Annotated in this window: 20 protein-coding genes and 1 other RNA gene; all 21 read right to left on the reverse strand. The window is 30.6% G+C overall.

What is annotated here, in order from left to right:
• Positions 1 to 9: 9 nt before the first annotated feature.
• Positions 10 to 279, reverse strand: a complete 270-nt coding sequence (locus tag CLHOM_RS03240) for a metal-sensitive transcriptional regulator (RefSeq protein WP_052220250.1) — start codon at positions 277 to 279, stop codon at positions 10 to 12.
• A 261-nt stretch (positions 280 to 540) separates the two neighbouring features.
• A non-coding RNA gene (gene ssrS / locus CLHOM_RS17795) (6S RNA) lies at positions 541 to 726 on the reverse strand.
• 61 nt (positions 727 to 787) lie between these two features.
• Positions 788 to 2,566 (reverse strand): aspartate--tRNA ligase, encoded by a 1,779-nt coding sequence (aspS, locus tag CLHOM_RS03245; protein WP_052220251.1) that lies wholly within the window; start codon positions 2,564 to 2,566, stop codon positions 788 to 790.
• Positions 2,567 to 2,585: 19 nt separating this feature from the next.
• On the reverse strand, positions 2,586 to 4,007 hold the full coding sequence (locus tag CLHOM_RS03250; RefSeq protein WP_052220252.1) for a coproporphyrinogen III oxidase: 1,422 nt from the start codon (positions 4,005 to 4,007) through the stop codon (positions 2,586 to 2,588).
• 75 nt (positions 4,008 to 4,082) lie between these two features.
• Positions 4,083 to 4,688, reverse strand: coding sequence for an MBL fold metallo-hydrolase (locus CLHOM_RS03255; protein WP_052220253.1), 606 nt, complete (start codon positions 4,686 to 4,688; stop codon positions 4,083 to 4,085).
• A gap of 18 nt (positions 4,689 to 4,706) precedes the next feature.
• Positions 4,707 to 5,156, reverse strand: a complete 450-nt coding sequence (gene dtd / locus CLHOM_RS03260) for a D-aminoacyl-tRNA deacylase (protein WP_052220254.1) — start codon at positions 5,154 to 5,156, stop codon at positions 4,707 to 4,709.
• Between the two features lie 52 nt (positions 5,157 to 5,208).
• Positions 5,209 to 7,389 (reverse strand): RelA/SpoT family protein, encoded by a 2,181-nt coding sequence (locus tag CLHOM_RS03265; protein WP_052220255.1) that lies wholly within the window; start codon positions 7,387 to 7,389, stop codon positions 5,209 to 5,211.
• A 110-nt stretch (positions 7,390 to 7,499) separates the two neighbouring features.
• Entirely contained in the window at positions 7,500 to 8,018 is a 519-nt protein-coding gene (locus CLHOM_RS03270; protein WP_052220256.1) for an adenine phosphoribosyltransferase, read from the reverse strand.
• A 31-nt stretch (positions 8,019 to 8,049) separates the two neighbouring features.
• Positions 8,050 to 8,904, reverse strand: coding sequence for a DHH family phosphoesterase (locus CLHOM_RS03275; RefSeq protein ID WP_052220257.1), 855 nt, complete (start codon positions 8,902 to 8,904; stop codon positions 8,050 to 8,052).
• A gap of 202 nt (positions 8,905 to 9,106) precedes the next feature.
• A complete protein-coding gene (gene secF / locus CLHOM_RS03280; protein WP_052220258.1) occupies positions 9,107 to 9,976 on the reverse strand; it encodes a protein translocase subunit SecF in 870 nt (289 codons plus the stop codon).
• 4 nt (positions 9,977 to 9,980) lie between these two features.
• Positions 9,981 to 11,243, reverse strand: a complete 1,263-nt coding sequence (gene secD / locus CLHOM_RS03285) for a protein translocase subunit SecD (protein WP_052220259.1) — start codon at positions 11,241 to 11,243, stop codon at positions 9,981 to 9,983.
• 82 nt (positions 11,244 to 11,325) lie between these two features.
• Positions 11,326 to 12,702 (reverse strand): thioether cross-link-forming SCIFF peptide maturase, encoded by a 1,377-nt coding sequence (gene scfB / locus CLHOM_RS03290; protein ID WP_052220260.1) that lies wholly within the window; start codon positions 12,700 to 12,702, stop codon positions 11,326 to 11,328.
• A 63-nt stretch (positions 12,703 to 12,765) separates the two neighbouring features.
• Positions 12,766 to 12,903 (reverse strand): six-cysteine ranthipeptide SCIFF, encoded by a 138-nt coding sequence (scfA, locus tag CLHOM_RS03295; RefSeq protein ID WP_052220261.1) that lies wholly within the window; start codon positions 12,901 to 12,903, stop codon positions 12,766 to 12,768.
• Between the two features lie 74 nt (positions 12,904 to 12,977).
• Positions 12,978 to 13,346 carry a TIGR04086 family membrane protein gene (locus tag CLHOM_RS03300; RefSeq protein ID WP_052220262.1) on the reverse strand — a complete coding sequence of 123 codons (369 nt, stop codon included), beginning with the start codon at positions 13,344 to 13,346 and terminating at the stop codon, positions 12,978 to 12,980.
• Between the two features lie 59 nt (positions 13,347 to 13,405).
• Positions 13,406 to 13,705 (reverse strand): preprotein translocase subunit YajC, encoded by a 300-nt coding sequence (gene yajC, locus CLHOM_RS03305; RefSeq protein WP_052220263.1) that lies wholly within the window; start codon positions 13,703 to 13,705, stop codon positions 13,406 to 13,408.
• Positions 13,706 to 13,723: 18 nt separating this feature from the next.
• Positions 13,724 to 14,854, reverse strand: a complete 1,131-nt coding sequence (gene tgt / locus CLHOM_RS03310) for a tRNA guanosine(34) transglycosylase Tgt (RefSeq protein ID WP_052220264.1) — start codon at positions 14,852 to 14,854, stop codon at positions 13,724 to 13,726.
• 63 nt (positions 14,855 to 14,917) lie between these two features.
• Complete coding sequence (queA, locus tag CLHOM_RS03315) at positions 14,918 to 15,943, reverse strand: tRNA preQ1(34) S-adenosylmethionine ribosyltransferase-isomerase QueA (RefSeq protein ID WP_052220265.1); 1,026 nt, start codon at positions 15,941 to 15,943, stop codon at positions 14,918 to 14,920.
• 15 nt (positions 15,944 to 15,958) lie between these two features.
• Entirely contained in the window at positions 15,959 to 16,972 is a 1,014-nt protein-coding gene (ruvB, locus tag CLHOM_RS03320) for a Holliday junction branch migration DNA helicase RuvB (protein ID WP_052220266.1), read from the reverse strand.
• A gap of 12 nt (positions 16,973 to 16,984) precedes the next feature.
• Positions 16,985 to 17,584: a Holliday junction branch migration protein RuvA gene (gene ruvA, locus CLHOM_RS03325; protein ID WP_052220267.1), complete on the reverse strand. Its 600-nt coding sequence runs from the start codon at positions 17,582 to 17,584 to the stop codon at positions 16,985 to 16,987.
• Between the two features lie 255 nt (positions 17,585 to 17,839).
• Positions 17,840 to 18,466 carry a hypothetical protein gene (locus CLHOM_RS03330; RefSeq protein WP_052220268.1) on the reverse strand — a complete coding sequence of 209 codons (627 nt, stop codon included), beginning with the start codon at positions 18,464 to 18,466 and terminating at the stop codon, positions 17,840 to 17,842.
• Between the two features lie 63 nt (positions 18,467 to 18,529).
• The gene (locus CLHOM_RS03335; protein ID WP_052220269.1) at positions 18,530 to 19,381 is read right to left on the reverse strand and encodes a ferritin-like domain-containing protein; all 852 of its coding nucleotides are present in this window, start codon (positions 19,379 to 19,381) and stop codon (positions 18,530 to 18,532) included.
• Between the last annotated feature and the right edge of the window lie 130 nt (positions 19,382 to 19,511).

Here is a 19,511-nt window from a genome sequence, read left to right on the forward strand (position 1 = left end):
TTTTATTGCCTATTTCATAAACATAGTTAATGTAGACAAAAGTTCATCAATTTTTGCCTCTTCTTCTATAGTAGCATCTTCTTTTATCATGCATTCTTGGGCAAAATTTTTTAATATTAAAGTCCCCACTTTATTAATAGCTGCTCTTACAGCAGCAATTTGCACAAGCACTTCTTTGCAGCAGGCATCATTATCCATCATCTTTTCAATCCCTTTTACCTGTCCTTCAATTCTTCTAAGTCTTACTTGTATATCTTTCTTTGAATCCCTTTGACTCATAGCATTACTCCTATCTAAAAAAATCATACCCAGCCCCGGTATTTTTATTATTATAGCATTTATTTTTTCTATGTTCAATAATGAGGAACTGTTTATTTTGATGAGTAATATAAGAATTTTACGACGTAAAATTCTTAGTGACCAGTAACCAATTCCCAGTAACCAGTTTTATTAATCCTACTGGCAACTGGTCACTGGTTACTGGTTACTAAAGAAAAATGCGTCGCATTTTTCTTATATTCCTAATTAGTTTTTCAAAAAAGAAATCCCACCATACCGTAGCACGAGTAATAGTTGAACCTGTATTAAACAGGTGGGTATCTCCTTTTTACTTCACGTTCTTTAATAGGTTTCCCTAAAAAGCTTCATTTTATAAAAAGAGTCAGATTCCCTTTTAAAAAATTGTTGGGTCAATATGTACTCGTTATACTAATATGGCAGGAATATTTACTTATATATATTATACTACATTTGCAATAAAATATAATGATTTTAAAATAATTTTATATTATTTTTCCTGGAAATTTATGTTCAATTCCATTAATTGCTTTTGATCAATAACATTTGGTGCCTCAGTTAATGGACAGTAAGCATTTTGATTTTTAGGGAAAGCAATAACATCTTTAATATTCTCAGTTTCAGCTAAAAACATTACCATTCTATCAAATCCATAAGCTAATCCACCATGAGGAGGAGGTCCAAATTTAAACGCATCTAATAAGAATCCAAATCTTTCCCAAGCACTTTCCTTTGTAAAACCTAGAACTTGGAACATTTTTTCTTGAAGACTAGTATCATGGATTCTTATACTTCCGCCTCCAAGTTCTTCTCCATTTAGCACTATATCATAGGCTTTCGCTCTAACTCTTCCAGGATCAGTTTCAAGGAATGGAATATCTTCATCCATTGGAGCAGTAAATGGATGATGTTCTGCTTGATATCTTTCTTCTTCTTCATTGTAAGACACTAATGGGAATTCAGTTATCCAAACAAAGTTAAATTCTTTATTATCTTTTAAAAGTTCTAGTTTTTTAGCCATATCTAGTCTTAAAGCTCCTAAAGATTGAAGAACTACACTATTTTTATCTGCAACTATTAAGATTAAGTCTCCAAATTTAGCATCTATTTTATTAATAATTGCACCTATTTCTTCTTCTTTTAAAAACTTTGATATAGGTGACTTAATTTCACCTTCTTTATAAGCTATCCATGCTAAACCTTTAGCTTTAAAAGTTTTTACAAAGTCTGTGAGCTTATCTATTTGTTTTCTTCCCATATCTGCAGAGTTTGGAACACTTATAGCTCTTACGCTTCCACCATTCTCTAAAGCATCTTTGAATACTTTAAAATCACATTCTTTTACTATGTCACTAATATCAACAATCTCCATGCCAAATCTTAAATCCGGCTTATCACTTCCATATTTATTCATAGCTTCACTATAAGGCATCCTTCTTATAGGAAGTTTTACACCCACATTTTTTACTTCTTTAAATATCTTTTGAATTAGTTTTTCATTTAAACTTATTATATCTTCCATATCTACAAAGGAAAGTTCCATATCTATTTGAGTAAATTCTGGCTGCCTATTAGCTCTTAAATCCTCATCTCTAAAACATTTAACAATTTGAAAATATTTATCATAACCAGATACCATTAATAACTGTTTAAACAATTGAGGTGATTGAGGCAAAGCATAAAACATCCCTGGATAATTTCTACTAGGAACTACATAGTCTCTTGCACCTTCTGGTGTACTCTTAGTAAGCATAGGTGTTTCCATTTCTAAGAATCCATTTTCATCCAAGAAATCCCTTACAATTTTAGCTGTTTTATGTCTTATTTTAAAAATCTTTTGCATATCTGGTCTTCTAAGATCAAGATATCTGTATTTTAACCTTATCATCTCATCAGTATCTAAATTTTCTTTTATGTATATTGGTGGTGTTTCTGATTCTGAAAGAATTTTTATGCTTTCACCTTTCAATTCAATCATACCTGTAGGAATATTCTCATTTGGTGCTTCTCTTTTTACAACTTCTCCTTCAACAGCAACACAATACTCTGACTTTACTAAATCCGCTTTCTCAAAAGCTGCTTTATTTATACCTTCACCAAATACTACTTGAAGTATTCCCTCTCTATCTCTAAGATCTAAAAAAACAAGCCCTCCAAGATTTCTCTTTCTTTGAACCCATCCCATAACAACATGTTTTTGCCCAAGATGGCTTTCTCTAATCTCACCGCACATTATAGTCCTTTTAAGACCATTTAACGCTTCTCCCACTTTTATTCCTCCTTTAATTTTAATCATATAATGTTTCTAACACATTAAGCTTTTCTTCAATCTTTTCCTCTAGTCTGTTTATATATTCTTTTATATCTTTTAAGTTGCCTACTCTTTCAATTTTATCTGTTTCAAGAAATACAACTTTTGTCACTGCATCTGCTCCTAGAGCTATAATTGTCTGTTTTTCTTCAATCATTTGAATATTGTACAAACCCTCCTTCGAGAGTTTGGAATATCCTACATTCTCTGTATTGCCAATCATATTCTTCTGTCTATACATGTAGTATGGTTTCATTCTTAACTTTTCAGCTAACTTTACTGTCTCATCATACATTGAATCCAGTTCAAGTTGCTCGATTAATTTTATCTTTCCCAATAAAATCTGTTCATGCAGTATTGAACCTCTTTTAATAGCCATTCCGTGAACAGTAATATTATCTGGGTTAAGCTTAAAAATCTCCTCACAGGTTTTACGAACTTCTTCCAATCCTTCATTTGGGAGCCCAATAATCAAATCCATATTAATATTGTCAAAGCCTAAACTTCTAGCTAAATTAAATTTTTCAATAATATCCTTTTCTTCGTGGCTTCTTCCAATAGCTTTCAGAGTAACATCATTCATACTTTGAGGATTTATGCTAATTCTATTGACTTCGTATTTTTTCATAGCAGATAGCTTATTTTCGTTTATGCTATCAGGTCTCCCACACTCCACATTAAATTCTTTAACATTTCTTCCCTTTACAAAACTTTCATAAATCTTAAAAAGAATATTTTCAAATTCCTTATCTTCAATGGAGGTTGGTGTCCCTCCGCCAAAGTAAACACACTCAATCTCTAAATTCTTTTTATTTATAAACTCACTAATCCTGTCAATTTCATATTCTAATGCCTTTAAATAAGGTTCTACTAACTTTTTACAGGAATTAATAGGATTTGATGCAAAGGAACAGTAAAGGCATCTAGTTGGACAGAATGGCATTCCAACATACACGCTTATTATTTTCAAATCTTTATTTACATGCTTTCTTTCCATATTTGCTACCTGAATGCACAGCTTAGCTTTATTCCCTGCTACAAAATAATTTTTATTTAATGTCTCAATTATCTCATTTTCAGCTAATCCCTTATCCATCATTTGATGAACTTTTTTTGTTGGTCTAATTCCAATTAAAGTTCCCCATGGTAATTTTTTATGAGTTAAACTACTTAGATATATAAATATTATATTTCTAAGCTCTTCCTTGAATTTTAATCTACCTTGAAATTTATAAATGGAAATTTCATTCTCCTCATTTATAAACTTTATTTCTTTGGGAGAGATGTCTACAATAAAATCATAGCTTTCTTCTTTAAAATCAATATTATCATAAAATAGCTTAAAAATATGATAAACATCATACCTGTATTTTAAATCATTTAACTTAATAATTATCATTGACTAAAATTCACACCCTTTCTTCTTAGTCGCTTATATTATTTTAGAAGTCACGACTAAACGGAAGCGATTGATTTATAAAAAAGGGTTATGTTCTCTTTCAAATTTAATTATGCTGTCCCTTTCATGACCTGGAAGCACAACAATATCATCTTTTAAAACCATGAGTTTATTTTTTATGCTACTGATTAGTTGGCGGTGATTTCCTCCCGGAAAATCAGTCCTTCCAATAGAACCATAAAATAAAGTGTCACCAGTAAATACTACATTCTCAACTAAAAAGCACATTCCACCTGGAGTATGTCCTGGAGTAGCTATACATTTTATTTTGAGATTTCCCAGTTCTAATATATACCCATCCTTTATTTCCTTATCATCTGTGGTTTCATTCCACATTTCACCAAAAACCATTTGATTTTTCTTCATAAGTTCTTTATCTTCTTTACTAATATAGACAGGTATATTTAATTTATCCTTTATTGTACTAACTGCCCCTACATGATCAATATGACCATGGGTCAATAATATAAACTTTATATCTATATTACTTTTTTTCACTTCTCCCATAATAAAATCTGCATCTCCGCCTGGATCCACTATACATCCTACTTTAGATTCTTCTTCAATCAAAATATAACAATTGGCAGCGTACATTCCCACAGGCATTTTTTTAATTTTCATAAACCCATACCTCCATATTTAAAAATTTTTCTTACTATCAATAATCAAAGTTACAGGACCATCATTTTCTATTTCAACAATCATGTGAGCCCCAAAAACCCCAGTTTGAACAATAGATATTTCTTCTTTACACAATTCCACAAACTTTAAATAAAGTTCTTTTGCTTCCTCTCCCCCTAAGGCCTCCATAAAATTAGGCCTTCTTCCTTTTCTACAGTCTCCATATAAGGTAAATTGAGAAACTACTAATAACTCACCGTTTACTTCTTTAAGTGATTTATTTAATTTACCTTGCTCATCTTCAAAAACTCTTAAGTTTACGATTTTATCTCTTAGATATATAGCATCTTCCATACTGTCTTCTTTAGAAATTCCTAATAATACATTAAACCCCTTGTTTATAGAGCCAACTGTTTCCTTATCTACTACAACGCTAGAAGTTTTTACTCTTTGAATAACTGCTCTCATAAATAGCACCTCTTAAAAAATCAAAAAATCAAAATGAAGTATATAGGACATTTTAATTTTTAGTCCTATATACTGCTATTACTCCTTTTAGCTTTCTCATTTTTCTCATAACTTCTTTTAGCTTTTCTACATCTGAAATTCTAAGCTTTATTGTAATTATTGCTACACTAGCTTTTGAGGTTTTAGCATTTACCGCATATAATGCTATTTTAGTATCTATTATGGCTTCCATTAGCTCTGCTAAAAGTCCATCTCTATCTTCTGCTCTTACCTCAATTTCAGTAATATACTCTGCTTTTCTTCCTTGCTCATCTTCCCAAGAGGATTCGATAATTCTACTTCCATCATTAGCTATTAATGCTCTAACATTCTCACAGTCCTGTCTATGAACTGAAACTCCTCTTCCTTTCGTAATATATCCAATTATACTATCTCCTGGAACAGGATTACAGCATTTAGCAAATCTAACCAATACATTATCAATACCCTTAACCTTTACCCCTGGGGAATTAGAACTTTTTCTCTTAACTGTTGCTTTTTCTAACTGTTCTTTTAATTCTTCTAAGCTAGTTTCTTCCTCCTGCTCACTCTTGTATAAACCAATAAGTTTGTTTACAATAGCCGCAGGATTTAATGCACCGATTCCTACTGATACATATAGGTCATCTAAGCTGTTATAATTATATTTTTTCAATAAACTCTCTAGATATTCTCCCTTTGCTATCTTTCCAAAATTAACCCCTTGACGTTTGCTTTCCTTTTCAACAATTTCCTTACCTTTTTCAATATTTTCATGTCTCTTTTCTTTTTTAAACCAAGCTTTAATTTTTGATTTTGCTTGATTACTCTTTGTAATGTTCAGCCAAGCAATATTAGGTCCCTTTGGTACTGCTGAAGTTAAAATTTCTACTATTTCTCCAGTCTTTAATTTATAATCAAGTGGCACTATCTTACCATTAACTTTTGCTCCAACACATTTATGACCAATATCTGTATGTATTCTATATGCAAAGTCTATTGGCGTAGAATCATAAGGAAGATTAATTACAACACCTTTTGGTGTAAAAACAAATACCTCATCCGAAAACATATCAATTTTAAAATCTTCCATAAACTCTTCAGGATTAGAAGTTTCTCTTTGCCATTCTAATACTTCTCTAAGCCAAGCTAATTTTGCTTCAAAATCCTTCTCTGCGTTTTTAGGCTCACCTTCCTTGTACTTCCAATGAGCTGCTATACCGTACTCTGAAGTAGCATGCATTTCATAAGTTCTTATTTGAATTTCAAAAGGCTTTCCCTGTGGACCAATTACTGTTGAATGCAAAGATTGATACATATTAGGCTTTGGCATAGCAATATAATCCTTAAATCTCCCTGGAATTGGCTTATACATAGTATGCACCATTCCAAGTGCAGCATAACAATCTTTTACATCATTCACTAGTATTCTTACAGCAGTTAAGTCGAATATCTGATCTATTGTTTTATTTTTAACAACCATTTTTCTATAAATACTGTAAAAATGCTTAGGCCTTCCTTCTATTTCAGCTTCAATTCCTGTTTCATTTAGCTTTTGCTTTAATTCTTTTATTATATTATTGATGTATTCTTGTCTTTCGTTTCTCTTTTCAGCAACTTTTCTAACTAAATCATAGTATTCATTAGGGTGAAGATATCTTAGAGCTAAATCCTCAAGATCGCATTTAATTTTTGAGATACCTAATCTATGAGCTAGTGGCGCATATATGTCTAATGTTTCTTTTGACTTCTCCTTTTGCTTTTCTACGCTCATGTATTTCAAAGTTCTCATATTGTGTAATCTATCTGCAAGCTTAATTAATATCACTCTTATATCTTTTGTCATAGCAAATAGCATTTTTCTAACATTTTCTGCTTGTTGCTCTTCTTTAGTTTTATATTTTATCTTTCCAAGTTTAGTGACACCTTCAACTAAATTTGCAACTTGAAAATTAAATTCCTGCCCTATTTCTTTATAAGTGCTATCTGTGTCTTCAATCACATCATGTAACAAGCTAGCTGCAATTGTATTTTCATCAAGCCCCATTTCAGCTAAAATACAAGCGACCTCTACTGGATGTATAATATAAGGCTCTCCAGATACTCTTTTTTGTTCTTTATGAGCACTTAAAGCATAATTATAAGCTTTTATTATTAGATCTTTATTTACATTAGTACAATTTTTATCAATTTTTTCTAACAATTCATCAAGCATATAAATACTCCCTTAAAATCAAAAGCTGGTCATAGAACCAGCCAGCATTTTTATAAATATTATATAATATGGTATATTAATTTTCAATATAAACCTTTATATATGTGTTATTATATGTTATATTCTATTAAAGACATTACATCATAGTTGCATAACCTTTTTCTTCCTTTTAGTTCTGATAACTCGATTAAGAAATCAATGCTCACTACTTCTCCACCTAACTTTTCAATAAGCCTAACTACAGATTCCATTGTACCTCCAGTAGCTAATAAATCATCTATAACAGCAACTCTTTGGCCTTCTTTTATAGCATCCTTATGTATTTCTAAAACATCAGTACCATATTCTAATTCATATTCGACTGTCAAAGTCTCTCCTGGAAGTTTTCCTTTTTTTCTAACAGGAACAAATCCTGCTCCTAATGCATACGCTACCGGTGTTCCAAAAATAAATCCTCTAGCTTCTGGCCCAACAACAATGTCTATATTTTTATCTTTTAAATAGTCTACTAGTCCGTCCACTGCCTCTTTAAAAGCCTCTGGATCCTTTAGTAAAGTTGTAACGTCTTTAAAGCTTATGCCTTCCTTTGGAAAGTCTTTAATTATTCTTATACTTTCTTTTAATTCCAAGCTTAATTCCCCCTAAGTAAAAATATGTGTTTTATTTCCCATTATTCTTCTTCAAATATTTAGCTATTTGTTCTGCTCTTTCAATATCAGAAGTTGTTAATAATTCAACAACTATTCTAGCATCATCCATTCTACCAACAGCATTTATTTTAGGCATTAAAATACTAGCTAATGTTTTTAAACTATTGTAATCCATATGATTAATTTTATTAATCTTAGTTATAGCATTAATACCATAGTTATTACTTATTGATAAGCAATACATCCCTTTTTCTAGCATTGCTAGATTTTCATCTACTAAAGGCATAGTACTTGATGCAATTCCGATTGCAACAAGATCTAGGTATTTTTCTATGCATTGCACATGATAATGCTCTGCAATTGCATATGCTAACTTATATGTAATTCCTACTGCATTTAACTCTTTAAAAGGATATTTGCACTGTTTTTGATTAGGATTGATTATTATAGCAGAAGGAAGCTTATCACTTGGTGTATGGTAGTCAGTTATTATTACATCTATACCTAAGTCTCTGCAAATTTCTACTTCACGAAACGAGTTGATTCCACAGCCAACAGTAATAATTAATCCTGCTCCCAAAAATCTAATATGATTTTCAATTACACTAGAATTAAAAATTTCTTCATTTTCTATTATATCAGGAATATAGTACTCTACATCTGCATTTAAATACTTTAATATAAGCATTAATAAAGAAACGCTAGTTATTCCATCAACATCATATGAGCCATAGATAACAATCTTTTCTCTATTATTTACAGACTTTGTAATCCTATACAAAGCCTCCCCTACCCCATCTAATAAAAAAGAATCATATAAATATATTGAATTTGAAAAAATGTTATAAGAATAATTATTTATCATATATAATCCCCCAAATTTTATAGGAAGCAAATAATATTATAATTTAAATTCTTAATTATTACAAATACTTTTTTTCATCCTTTGACAATATATTAAACCAAATAGTACTATATGTTAAAAATATAGGGTGTTTTTGTTAAATTATGCTTTGTTATAAATACTTTAAAAAAAATCAGAGCATTGGCTCTGATTTTTTTCTATATTAAGCTGCTACCTTTTTGTTTGTTTTTTTAAGAATTACCCAGATAGGGCTTGCAATGAATATTGAAGAAAAGGCTCCTGATAAAATACCAATTATTAATGGAAAGGTAAAATCCCTTACTGCTGGCACAAACACATATACAGCTATTATTGTAAATAGTGTAGTAAGTACAGTGTTTATTGATCTAGACATAGTCTGATTTACACTTATATTAGCAATTTCAGCCACATCTTTACCTCTCATTTTTTTAGCATTTTCTCTTATTCTATCAAATATTACTATTGTATCATTAATTGAATATCCTACTATTGTAAGTATTGCTGCAATAAATGGTGAGTTTACAGGAATATTAAAAATAGCATATACGCTTAAAGTTATTAAAATATCATGAATTAAAGCTAGAATTGCAGCTATTCCAAATTTAATTTCAAATCTTATTCCAATGTATATTAACATTGCAATAGTTGCAAATAAAAGTGCCTTTACAGCTTTTGTCTTCAATTCATTTCCTATTGATGGTCCTACATTGGTTTGAGAAATTAAAGATTTATCTTCTAACTTATATTTAGTTTTTAATTCATTAAAGATTTTATTAATGCTGTCACTATTTAGGGTATTACTTTTTATATCTAGCTGAGTTGAGTTTGCAATATAAGAAGTTGCATTTGCATCATATTTATGTATTATTTTATCCGCTTCTTCCTTTTGCTTTTGATTAAAATCTTTTCCCATTTCTACTGTTACTATTGTTCCACCATTAAAATCTATACCAAAATTTAATCCCTTTGTAGCTAAAAACGATAATCCTATCAATATAATAATTATAGATATGGAAAACCAAATTTTAGTTTTTTCTATAACCTTTAGCATAACTTTACCCCCTTTTTATGCCAAAATGGGAAGTACTATTTACAAGTCCCATTTCAACGCTTAGCTTAAGTAAAAATCTTGTGATGGTTAAAGCAGTAAATATACTTAAGACTATACCTATCATAAGGGTAAGTGCAAAACCTTTTACAGAACCTGAGCCTAGATTATATAAAATTATAGCAGCAATAATAGTTGTAATATTAGAATCAAGTATCGAAGATAAAGCTTTACCAAATCCTGCGTCTATTGCATTCCTTATGGATTTTCCAAGTTTTAATTCTTCTTTTATTCTTTCAAAAATCAAAACATTTGCATCAACTGCCATACCTACTGTTAGTAAAAATCCCGCAATACCTGATAAGGTTAAAGTTGCTTTAACTGCTGAAAAAGTTCCAAGTACCAATACCACATAGAATATTAATGCAATATCAGCCATTAATCCTGGTCCTCTATAATAAATTAACATAAATAATAGAACTAAGCTAATTCCAACTGCTCCAGCTTTCATACTTAATGGCAGTGCATTTGAACCTAATGTTGCACCAACAGTTTTAAATTCTACTGCTTCTAAAGTAACTGGTAGAGCTCCAGATTTTATAATATTTGCTTGGCGACTTGCTTCTTCTAATGTTTCACTACCTGTAATTGTAGCTTTTCCATTTGTAATAACAGCTGATACCGTTGGATTAGTAAGCATTTCATCATCCATGTAAATAGCAATTCTTTGATTTAAAAATTTACTAGTTGCATCAGCGAATTTTTTAGCACCTGCTTCTTTTAATTCTAGACCTATTGTAGGACTTCCCATATCATCTAAATATGCAGAAGCATCCTTTATATCTGTTCCTGTTAAAATTACATTTCCATCCGGTCCTTTAAATTCAAGTTTCCCAGTTTTACCAATAGTGTCTAAAACCTTTTTAGAATTAAATTCACCTGGAATTTCTATTCTTATTCTATTCTTCCCTTCTCTTTGAACAGTTGTTTCTTTTACACCTTCTGGATTAACTCTCATAGACAACATTTCAATTGTTCTTTCTAAAGTGTCATTATCCACATTACCTTTTATTTCTTCTAAAACAGAAATACCGCCTTGCAGATCCAATCCTTTATTAATAGTTTCAGTAAATGGTTTTACTCTGTATCCAAAAACATTTTTAAATCCAAAAAAACCTGCGTAAGCTAGTAGTCCTACTGCTAATACAGCTACTAAAAACAATATTGTACTATTAGTCTTTTGGGATTTTTTAGACTTTGAGTTTCTCATGTTTATCCCCCTTTGTTGGTCGCTTTATGCATAATCAAATTAATTATATTACTTTTAAAAATAATAGTCAATAACAGGTAAATTATTGTTTTTCTGACATTAGTTTTGCCTTTAAAGCAATAGCACATTCAATTCTTTTCTTCTGCATTTCACATCCTATTTCATATGGCACATGTATGTCTCCGTTAAAATTATAATTGTTAGCTTGGCAACCTCCGCTGCAATAAAATCTTGCCCAGCATTCTCTGCATAAAGGTTTATTATAAATATGTGCACTCTTAAATTTTCTTCCTATGGATTTATCTAATTCTTCATCTTTATCAAAAACTGTACCAATTTTAAAATCCTCATTTCCTACAAATTGATGGCAAGGATAAATATCTCCATCAGGTGTTACTGCAATATATTCATGTCCAGCTCCACATCCAGATATTCTCTTATAAACGCATGGTCCTCCTTGCAAATCTATATTAAAATGATAGAATTTAAATTCATTTCCCTTTGAATGTCTTTCTAACATATCCTTATATAATTTATCGTAGTTTTCAAAAATAGTAGGTAAGTCTTCTCTTCTCAGAGATAGGTTATGCTCATCTGGCAATACTACTGGCTCTACAGATATTTCTTTAAAACCTAGATCTGCTAAATGCTTTATATCTTCATAAAAATCAGTATTAGCTCTCGTAAAGGTGCCTCTAACATAATATGATTTTGATTTATCTCTTTTTTCAACCATCTTTTTTATTTTTGGAAGTATTCCCTCATATGTGCCGCCACCGTCAACTTTAGTTCTAGTTCTGTCATTTACATCTTTCCTTCCATCTATACTTAAAATTATATTACCCATCTCTTTATCCATATATTCCATAATTTCTTCATTCAGTAATGTAGCATTAGTTGTCATGGTAAATCTTATTACTTTATTATGGATTTTTTCCTGTTCTCTTGCATATTTAATAATCTCTTTAACTTCTTTTATAGCAATTAAAGGCTCTCCTCCAAATAAATCAACTTCTATATTTTTTCTTGGGCCACTGTGTTCAATTACAAAATCTATTGCTTTCTTAGCAACTTCTAGAGACATAATTTTTCTGGCTCCGTGATATTTTCCCTCATCAGCAAAGCAATACTTACATCTTAAATTACAATCATGAGTTATATTTAGACATAACGCTTTTATAAAATCTTTAGAATCTTGTCCATTAATAGCTATTTCTTCGTAATTATCCTTCGAATATAATAAGCCTTCCTCTACTAATTGTTGAATTTCCTCATACACTTCCGAAATGTCTTCTTTTGAATATTTATCTTTATAAAGTTCTATAAGTTCTGATTTTCCTTTTAATCCTTTTTCATTTAATAAATCGTAAACTATCTCATCAACCATGTGCACTGCACCAGTATTTACATCTAATATATAATGTTCGTTATCTTGTATAAATCTATGAATTAATGACAAGGTTCCTTTCCTCCTTAAATAAATACAAAGCAGTAACTTCTCGTTACTGCTTACTTGGTAATATTAATTTTCACAAGCTAAGTTTGCTACTGTACAAGAAGTTTTGCATGCTGATTGACATGAATTTGCACATTCCTTGCAGCCAGGTTTATTTAAACTGTTCTTTATGTTGCTCTTGTTTATTGTTTTAATATGTTTCATTTTAGTTCCTCCATTCCCACTATAGAATTATCCTGTAAGATTATATCATAAATATTAGAATTAATAAAGTAGTTTTACATATTAATTCCTAACATACCGGAAAGGGTTCCTACAAATAAGGCCAAGGCTATTCTTAACATTCCATAGGTTGAAATATAAAACCCTCTACCATTAACAACTGAAATTAAGTATATAATTACAATATATAGTATAGCTAATAGTAAGCCCACAAGCCATCCCCTAGACTTTATATGCTTTACAGAATAGATAGCTCCATACATTACGCTAAGAGCTGTAATTACTACAAAGTATATAGAGTCAATTTGAGGATTTGGCTTTGTGAAATATGTTATTATAGAGTATATTACAAGTAAGCCTAGAGTTAAAAAAAAGCTTCTTATGACTCCTTGTACAATATATAATGCATTATTCTTTTTCTCCAAAATAAAACACCTCCTACATATTAATAAATATGTTTTTATAAGGCGTTTTATTACAATGACTATTCTACTTTTTTATCTTCAATTTCTTTATTTAATACTGAAGCTATATTTTTTTTATCAATTTCTATTTTCACTCTATCAGGACCAGTAGCTATTATTATATATTTTTCTTTAATTTCACATACTGTGCCTACTATTCCAGCATTAGTTATTATATTATCTTTAACCTTTAAACTTAAAAGCATAGAATTAAATTTATTTTTCATTTTCTTTTCTGGAACTAGAATAGCTATATAAAATAAAAGCAGCATAAATAAAAAGGAAATTGCAACAGCAACTGTATTACCATCTTGAATCATCTAATCACTCCCAGTAACCTAAGCTCTTCCTCCCCAATTTTCTAGTTGTCCCATCTTATAGTCTTCAAAGTAATCTCCCTCAATGGCCTCTCTAATTTCCTCCATCAGCTTATTATAGAAATGTAAATTGTGCAAAACACATAATCTCATTGCTAACATTTCCTTAGCCTTAAATAAGTGCCTAATGTATGCTCTGGTATAATGCTGGCAAGCTGGACAAGTACAGTCTTCATCAATGGGCTTTGTATCTAGCTCATACTTAGCATTAAATAGATTTATTTTACCGTATTTAGTGAATACATGACCATGCCTTCCATTTCGCGCAGGAAGCACACAGTCAAAAAAATCCACTCCTCTTGATACTGCCTCAAGTATATTGCTAGGTATTCCAACTCCCATAAGATATCTAGGTTTATTTGAAGGCAAGTATGGTTCTACCGCTTCAATTATTCTATACATTTCCTCATGAGTTTCTCCAACTGCAAGACCACCAATAGCATAACCATCTAAATCAAACTTAGATATTTCCTTTGCATGCTTTATTCTAATGTCGTCAAATACCCCACCTTGATTTATTCCAAACAGCATCTGTCTTTTATTAATTGTATCAGATTGAGAATTTAATTTTTCCATTTCCTTTGCACATCTCTCAAGCCATCTTGTAGTTCTATCAACGGATTTTTCTACATAATTTCTTGGAGAAGGATTTTCAACACATTCATCAAAAGCCATGGCTATGGTTGAGGCTAGGTTACTTTGAATTTGCATGCTTTCCTCTGGACCCATAAATATTCTCTTACCATCAATATGAGAATTAAAATAAACCCCTTCCTCCTGTATTTTTCTCATCTGAGAAAGTGAAAAAACTTGAAATCCACCTGAATCCGTAAGTATAGGTCTATCCCAGTTCATAAATTTATGTAACCCACCAAGTTTTTTTATTATTTCATCTCCTGGTCTTAAATGCAAATGATATGTATTTGATAATTCTACTTGACAACCAATCTCATATAAATCCATAGAAGAAACAGCACCTTTTATAGCAGCTAATGTTCCAACATTCATAAATACCGGAGTCTGAATAACTCCATGTGTGGTTGTAAATTCTCCTCTTCTAGCATTTCCATTCTTTTTTATTAACTTAAACACATTATTTCCCCTTTTCATGTTTATAATTCAGAGATTTTATTATTTTTTTAATCCTTATTAAGATTATTTAATTATCATTGCATCTCCGAAGCTAAAAAATCTATATTTTTCTTCTACTGCTTCTGAGTATGCTTTTAAAATTAGCTCTCTACTTGAAAATGCACTAACTAACATCAATAAAGTTGATTGAGGTAAATGAAAGTTTGTAATTAATGCATCCACTACTTTAAATTTATATCCAGGATATATAAATATATTAGTCCATCCAGATTGTTCTCTAACCGATCCATCAATAGTGCTTATAGTTTCTAAAGTTCTACAGGAGGTTGTTCCAACGGCTATTATTCTTCCGCCGTTTCTTTTGGTTTTATTTATTAACTCCACATCTTCTTTTAATATTGTATAATATTCAGAATGCATTGGATGCTCTTCAATATTTTCAACCTTCACTGGTCTGAAGGTTCCAAGTCCTACATGCAACGTAACAAAAGCGATTTTTACTCCTTTATCCTTAATTTTCTTTAATAATTCTTCAGTAAAGTGAAGTCCTGCTGTTGGAGCTGCTGCAGAACCATTTTCTTTTGAATAAACTGTCTGATACCTCTCCTTATCTTCAAGTCTTTCTCTAATATACGGTGGTAATGGCATCTGTCCTAGCTTATCGAGCACCTCTTCAAAAATCCCTTCATATTGGAACTGAACTATTCTGCTTCCTTCTTCTCCAATATCTTTTACCTTAGCCTTAAGCTCTCCATTCCCGAAGATAAACTTTGAACCAACCTTAGCTCTTTTCCCAGGCTTAACTAGGGTTTCCCAAGTATCTTTATCAATCCTTTTTAATAGTAGAAACTCCATCTTTCCACCAGTATTTTCCTTTTCTCCAATTAATCTTGCAGGAAGCACCCTTGTATTATTTAATACTAAACAGTCTCCGTCATTTAAGTATTCAATTATATTTTTGAATCTCTTGTGTTCTATCTTCCCTGTATCTTTGCTTATTACCATTAGCCTTGACTCATCTCTTTTTTCTAAAGGATGTTGTGCAATCAACTCTTCTGGTAAATAAAAATCAAAATCCGTTACTTTCACTATGTCCAACCCCTCTTAAGATAACTTTGTCTGTTCTATGTAGTTTCTTCTTAGATGTTTATAAGCTTTCTCAGTAGCCTTTCTTCCTCTAGGCATCCTTATAATGAATCCCTTTTGAAGTAAATAAGGTTCATAAACATCTTGAATTGTATCTAATTCTTCACCAATAAAATAGGAAAGAGTCTCAAGTCCTACAGGACCACCATCAAAATTGTCAATTATTGCTTCTAATATTTTATTATCTATTCTATCAAAGCCTTCATCATCAATTTCTAGAAGTTCTAGGGCAGCTTTAGAAATTTGAAGGTTTATTATCCCATTTCCCTTAACTTCACAGTAATCTCTTACTCTTTTTAATATTCTATTTGCTATTCTTGGAGTTCCTCTTGATCTTCTAGCCACCTCCATGGCAGCTTCCATTTCTATAGGAACTCCTAAAATTTTTGAGGATCTTATTATTATCTCTTTTAATTCTTCCTCATTGTAAAATTCCATTGAGCTAAGTACTCCAAACCTATCTCGTAGTGGAGAAGTTAATAAACCCACTCTGGTTGTTGCACCAATTAGAGTAAATCGCGGTAAATCTAATCTAATTGACTTAGCTGCAGCACCTTTCCCAATAACAATATCTAATGCATTATCCTCCATAGCAGGATATAATATTTCCTCAACAGTTCTATTTAGTCTGTGAATTTCATCGATAAACAATACATCATAGTCATTTAAAGTTGTTAGTATCGCTGCTAAATCCCCGGCTCTTTCTATAGCGGGTCCTGAGGTGACCTTTAAACTTCCGCCCATTTCTCTTGCTATTATATTTGCTAATGTAGTTTTCCCAAGGCCAGGAGGCCCATACAGCAAAACATGGTCTAAGGCTTCTTTTCTCTTTTGGGCAGCCTTTATGAATATATCCAATTTTTCTTTAACCTTCTTTTGACCAATGTACTCACTTAAGCATTTAGGTCTTAGTGAATATTCTATTTCTACATCTTCACTTCTGTAAGAAGGAGAAATTAGTCGGTCTTCCATAGAAAATCCCCCCTAATTCATTAAATGCTTCAAACAGTTCTTTATAATTATTTCCAAATTAGCTTTAAGATCAACAGATTTCAAAGCTCCTTCTGCTTCTTTTTCTGAAAAACCTAATGCAAGTAAGGCAGACATAGCTTCAACATAATTGTTACCACTATCATTAGACTCTTCATTATTTAAATTCATATCTTTATTATCTTCTCTTGTCTTGCCAACCTTATCTGCTAGCTCTAATATTATTCTCTGTGCTATTTTTTTACCTATTCCTGGTGCTTTCATAAGCATATTATAGTCGCTGGTTACTATTGATAATTTTAGTTTATTTACATTGCTAATGGACAATAAGGATAAGGCCGCTTTTCTTCCTACTCCGTTTATTGTCATTAACAAATTAAACATTTCTCTTTCCTCTTCAGTCAAAAATCCATATAGTCCATTAAAATCTTCCCTAACTACTTGCTCAAGATACAATTTGACCTCTTCATTAACATTGGGCATCTTTGCCATTGTACTCCCAGAGGTAAATATTTTGTAACCTATATTATTGTTTTCTACTATTATATAGTCTTTGCTTAATCCAATATAAATACCTTTTATATACTCAAACAAAATAAAGTCCTCCAAGTATTGTATTTATTTCATATAATACTTTATCATTTAAACTTTAATTTATCAAGAAAACAGTTCTTAATAAATAATATAAGAAAAATGCGATGCATTTTTCTTAAGTAACCAGTAACCAGTTGCCAGTAGGATTAATAAAACTGGTTACTGGGAATTGGTTACTGGTTACTAAGAATCTTACGTCGTAAAATTCTTATGTTCTGCAATATTCCATAATAAAATTAAAATATGAAATGCATCTTACTCAAGCATTTCATATTTTATATCAAAATCTCTAATACCATCATTTAATTTTTCAATACTTTCAAATTGCATAGAAGTATCACCAGTAATGATTTTCTTTATATCCTGCGGCTTTAAGTTAGTCACTTTTGTACCAGTTCCCTCTTTGCTAATAATATTACCTTTGTCATCAAAGATACTTCCTTTATCATTGCTTTTAGCAATTACAATTTCATTATTAATAGCAACTAGCACGTACATATTAGCTAAATACTTTATAGGGCTTCTTTCTAATATTATTGAACTGTCACTAATATCTTTTAAATAATATCCATCTTGCTTATATATTTCTTGAATTTCTGAACCCTTTTTTCCTAATAAGTTTTCTTCTTCTACAGTTTTAATTCTTTCTACTAGATACTTGTCTCCAGATTTTATTTGAAATATAACTTCGAATCCCTCTTTTCCAATTTTATCCATAGCATTTTTATTACCTATTCCAAAACCACCAACATCCACCGTTAGGTCTTGATCGCTATTTTTATTTTTTATTGAACTATCTTCTGTATAACTTTTTCCTATAAAAAACCCTGCAGTAAAACACAAAGTTAATATTAATATTAATAAGAATTTCTTTACTACCATAATATCACTCCTTTTCTGATATTATGGCAATTTTTAGATATTTTATTCATTATTTAGGAATATTTATTTGTCCTTAAATATTTCTGGAATTACATAATGATTGAAAAATTCTTCAACATCTACTTTTTCATTTACTTTTCTTAATAGATTTTCCACAAGCCCCGACACGTATCTTACTCCAATATCTTGTTTAAAATTATCTTCTTTTCTCATATCAGCTTCTTTTTTATCAGCAAAATAAACATTCTTTACACCTTGTACAATACCTGGGATCAATATATCTTCTAAAATTCTTTCTTCAATAAATTTATCCTTAGCTTTTTCAAATGCATAGTTGCTTTTTTCACCAATGGTACTTCCAATCTTCTCTACACTTCTAGATACCTTTTCTTTTACTTCTTTTCCACTAATTTTATCTCTTTTTCTCATTAAATTTAAATTAAGAATATAGTTGTATTTTATAGAATGCTTGATTTCATCAGTTATAATTTCAAATAACATATCTCTATAGTAAGTGTATGGAATCCCTTGTCTAATTTTTCTATAGGTTTCTACAGCTCTTAACTCACCCATTAGTGCCTTTTTTACACCATCAATATAGGAAACAGGTTTTTCAAATTGTTCATTCATATCTTCCTTTACATCTCTTTGAGTAAAATCCTTAAATATTTTCCTGAACATTCTGTTATGTTTTCTTTCATCATCTCTTATGGATATAATAATATCCTTTTCCTCTTGTGTTGGAGCCTGGCTAATTAAATAATCATAAAATAATTCATCTTCTCTTTCTCCTTGAACAGCCTTTTCTACAAGTGCAAGTGATTCCATAAGATCATTTTGCATGTTAACCATGCTTCCCATGTTATTCATATTATTCATATTAAATTGTTCCATGCTATTTCTAACATATGCCATTAAGTTTTACCTCCTAAACTTTAGTACTATACATACTATGATTTTGAAGTTTAAGGTGTAACACTTCTTGTCATAAAATTAATAATTATAAATATACATTAAAGGAACACAACTTTATTATTCTCAAGGA

The sequence above is a fragment of the Clostridium homopropionicum DSM 5847 genome (assembly GCF_001263795.1).
GTDB lineage: Bacteria > Bacillota > Clostridia > Clostridiales > Clostridiaceae > Clostridium_H > Clostridium_H homopropionicum.

Bases quoted from the DNA above. Each gene is read 5' to 3' on its own strand.
- ruvB (WP_052220266.1), bottom strand. From the start codon at position 16,972: ATGGAAGACCGACTAATTTCTCCTTCTTACAGAAGTGAAGATGTAGAA.
- CLHOM_RS03255 (WP_052220253.1), bottom strand. From the start codon at position 4,688: ATGAAAATTAAAAAAATGCCTGTGGGAATGTACGCTGCCAATTGTTAT.
- secD (WP_052220259.1), bottom strand. From the start codon at position 11,243: ATGAGAAACTCAAAGTCTAAAAAATCCCAAAAGACTAATAGTACAATA.
- CLHOM_RS03250 (WP_052220252.1), bottom strand. From the start codon at position 4,007: ATGATAATTATTAAGTTAAATGATTTAAAATACAGGTATGATGTTTAT.
- scfA (WP_052220261.1), bottom strand. From the start codon at position 12,903: ATGAAACATATTAAAACAATAAACAAGAGCAACATAAAGAACAGTTTA.
- CLHOM_RS03330 (WP_052220268.1), bottom strand. From the start codon at position 18,466: ATGGTAGTAAAGAAATTCTTATTAATATTAATATTAACTTTGTGTTTT.
- secF (WP_052220258.1), bottom strand. From the start codon at position 9,976: ATGCTAAAGGTTATAGAAAAAACTAAAATTTGGTTTTCCATATCTATA.
- CLHOM_RS03265 (WP_052220255.1), bottom strand. From the start codon at position 7,389: ATGCTTGATGAATTGTTAGAAAAAATTGATAAAAATTGTACTAATGTA.
- dtd (WP_052220254.1), bottom strand. From the start codon at position 5,156: ATGAGAGCAGTTATTCAAAGAGTAAAAACTTCTAGCGTTGTAGTAGAT.
- CLHOM_RS03275 (WP_052220257.1), bottom strand. From the start codon at position 8,904: ATGATAAATAATTATTCTTATAACATTTTTTCAAATTCAATATATTTA.
- CLHOM_RS03335 (WP_052220269.1), bottom strand. From the start codon at position 19,381: ATGGCATATGTTAGAAATAGCATGGAACAATTTAATATGAATAATATG.
- CLHOM_RS03240 (WP_052220250.1), bottom strand. From the start codon at position 279: ATGAGTCAAAGGGATTCAAAGAAAGATATACAAGTAAGACTTAGAAGA.
- yajC (WP_052220263.1), bottom strand. From the start codon at position 13,705: ATGATTCAAGATGGTAATACAGTTGCTGTTGCAATTTCCTTTTTATTT.